This is a genomic window from Actinoallomurus acaciae, assembly GCF_042429965.1.
Lineage (GTDB): Bacteria > Actinomycetota > Actinomycetes > Streptosporangiales > Streptosporangiaceae > Actinoallomurus > Actinoallomurus acaciae.
In genome coordinates this window covers 1-3,276 of sequence record NZ_JBHLZP010000722.1, presented here as the reverse complement: position 1 = coordinate 3,276, position 3,276 = coordinate 1, and the positions used below count along the sequence as shown (strand labels likewise).

General features: G+C 73.8%; 2 protein-coding genes. Both read left to right on the top strand.

The genetic code is table 11. The features are described 5' to 3' along the window. Positions 1-1,771: PD-(D/E)XK nuclease family protein (locus ACFFNX_RS45745; RefSeq protein WP_378212596.1), on the top strand; the 1,771-nt coding region annotated here is incomplete at its 5' end. Beyond that, positions 1,768-3,276, top strand: a 1,509-nt coding sequence (locus ACFFNX_RS45740; protein WP_378212595.1) for an ATP-dependent helicase, incomplete at its 3' end; no start/stop codon positions are given. The genes ACFFNX_RS45745 and ACFFNX_RS45740, both read left to right, overlap by 4 nt.

The window sequence follows — 3,276 nt, the reverse complement described above, 5'->3', positions numbered from 1 at the left end:
CGGCCTGCGGCGGCTCCGGCGCGCCCTGCGCGACCTCGCCTCCCTGCGCGAGGGCGAGCCCGGCGACCGGCTGCTCGTACGCGCGCTGAACGACCCGCGCGAGCTGGTCCTCATCCATCCGAAGGTGCGTGCCCCCGCCGAGCGGGTCGGGCGGCTGATCCGGCTCGCCCGCGAGGTCGCCGGCCACGGCGGCGACGCCGAGTCGGTGCTGTGGACGGTGTGGCAGGAGAGCGGTCTCGCCGACCGGCTCATGGAACAGAGCGTGGGCGGCGGGGCGCGCGGTGCCGCGGCCGACCGCGACCTCGACGCGGTGGTCGCGATGTTCGACATGGCCGCGCGGTTCACCGACCGGCTGCCGCACGCCGGGCCGGAGTTGTTCCTCGACGACCTGGCCTCCCAGGAGATCCCCGGCGACAGCCTGGCCGAGCGCTCGCCCGACGGCGAGGCGGTGCGCATCCTCACCGCGCACCGCTCCAAGGGCCTCGAATGGGACGTCGTCATCGTCTCGGGCGTGCAGGAGGGCGTCTGGCCGGACCTGCGGCTGCGCGGGTCGCTGCTGGGCAGCGAGGAGCTGATCGAGTCCGCGACCGCGGCGCCGGAGGACGACGAGGTACGCGCGGCGTCCCTGGCGGCCAAGCTCATGGAGGAAGAACGCCGGCTCTTCTACGTCGCGGTGACCCGCGCCCGTCACCGGCTCATCGTGACCGCGGTCGGCGGGGAGGACACCGAAGAACGTCCCTCGCGCTTCCTGCGCGAACTGCTGCCGGACGCCGCCGAGCACGCCCAGCTCGACGAGCGCACCCGGTGGCTGTCGCTGCGCGCGCTGGTCGCCGACCTGCGCTCGGCGGTGACCGACCCCGGCACCGACCCGCAGCTGCGGCGCTCCGCCGCCGGACACCTGGCCCGGCTGGCCCGCAGCGGCGTCCAGGGCGCCGATCCGGGCAGCTGGTACGCCCTGACCGGCCTCTCCCACGACGGGCCGGCCTTCGCCGAGGACGAGCAGCTCGTCCTGTCGCCCTCGCAGGTGGAGACGTTCGAGAAGTGCGGGCTGCGCTGGCTGCTGGCGGCCTGCGTCGGCGCCGAGGACGGCGGCGCGGGGGAGTACGCCACGATGGGCAAGGTGATCCACGCCGTCGCCGAGCTGGTCGGCACCGACGAGGGCGCGACGGACGACGACATCGCCAAGCGCCTTGACGAGATCTGGGACGACCTGGACTTCCGCAGCGTCTGGTACTCCGACAAGCAGCGAGACCAGGCCGAGAAGATGGTCAACAAGTTCCTGGCCTGGCACAACCGCCCCGAGGCCCGCGATGTCGTCTCCGTCGAGGAGTCCTTCGCCCTCGACCTGGGCCGCGTCGTGATCCGCGGGCGCGTCGACCGGGCCGAGCGCGACGACCAGGGCCGTGCCTGGATCGTCGACATCAAGACCTCCAGCACTCACGTACGCGAGGACGACCTCGCCCGGCATCCGCAGCTCGGCGTGTACCAGCTCGCCGTGATGCTCGGCGCGTTCGCCGACAAGGGGCTGATCGAGCCCGGGGGCGCCGAGCTGATCCAGGTCGGCAAGGGCGCCTACACCGCGCGGGTCCGCATCCAGACTCAGGGCCCGCCGTCGGCGGACGAAGACCCCGAATGGCCGCGCAAGCTGGTCGACCGGGTCGCCGAGGGCATGGCGAGCCCGGTCTTCGAGGCCAAGCGCGACGACCACTGCCGTACGTGCCCGGTCCAGAGTTCCTGCCCCGCCCACGAGAACGGCGGGCAGGTCACGTGATATCTCCGCAGGAGCTGGCGCAGCGACTGGGGTTGCCCGAGCCGACGCCCGACCAGGCGGCGGTCATCCAGGCGCCGCTCGCGCCGATGGCGGTGATCGCCGGGGCCGGGTCGGGCAAGAGCGAGACGATGGCCGCGCGCGTCGTCTGGCTCGTGGCCAACGGGCTCATCCGGCCCGAACGCGTCCTCGGCCTCACGTTCACCCGTAAGGCCGCCGCCGAGCTGTCCGACCGCGTACGCCGCCGGCTCGGCCAGCTCCGCGAGCACGACGACCTCATCGACCCCGCGATCCTCGACGGCGAGCCGACCGTCTCGACGTACCACGCGTACGCCGGGCGGCTGTTCGGCGACCACGCGCTGCGGGCGGCGCTGGAGCCCACCATGCGGCTCATCACGCCCGCGGTGGCCTGGCAGATCGCCGCCCGTGTCGTGGACGCCTACGACGGGCCCATGGACCACGTCGACTGGGCGCCCGACACCGTCACCAAGGCGGTCATCGCGCTGGCCGGCGAGATGTCGGAGCACCTGCGCGTGCCCGGCGACATCCGCGAGGTCGGCGCGTGGCTGCGCGAACGCCTCGCCGAGGTCAAGAAGCCCACCAAGACGCACCAGGGCAGGATCATGGACACCCAGGCGCTGCGCGAGCAGCTCCTGCCGCTCGTCGAGGCGTACCAGCGCGCCAAGGCCAGGCGCGAGGTGCTCGACCACGGCGACCAGCTCGCGCTCGCCGCGCGGATCGCCCGCGATCACCGCGAGGTCGGCGTGATCGAACGCTCCCGCTACGGCGTGGTGCTGCTCGACGAGTACCAGGACACCAGCCACGCGCAGCTCGTCCTGCTGAAGTCGATCTTCGGCGGCGGCCACCCGGTGACGGCCGTCGGCGACCCCTGCCAGTCGATCTACGGCTGGCGCGGCGCCAGCGCGGGCAACCTCCTCGGCTTCGTCCGCGACTTCCCCGAGGGCGACCGCCTCGCCCCGATGCGGCAGCTGTCCACCAGCTTCCGCAACGGTGAGCGCATTCTCGACGCCGCCGCCCGCATCCAGACGGAGCTGCGCGAGGAGGCCAAGGACGTGCCGCGCCTGTGGCCGGGCGCGGCCCAGCAGGCGCGCGGCCGCATCGAGTGCGCGCTGCTCGACACCGTCGAGGACGAGGCCGAACGTCTGGCCGAGCGTCTGGCCGCGCTGCTGCGCCAGCCGCGTGAGATCGCCCCCGACGGCGCGGTCTGGGACCACGTCACGCGGCACGGCCCCGGGCTGCAGGCGTCCGACATCGCCGTCCTCGCCCGCAAACGCTCGCAGTTCCCCCTGATCAGGACGGCGCTGGAGGCGCGCGGCATACCGGTGGAGGTCGTCGGCCTCGGCGGCCTGCTCACCGTGCCCGAGGTGCAGGACGTCGTCGCCACGCTCAAGGTCGTGCACGATCCGTCCGCGGGCGCGTCGCTGGCGCGGCTGCTCACCGGGCCGCGCTGGCGCCTCGGCCCCCGCGACCTCGTCGCGCTCGGCCGC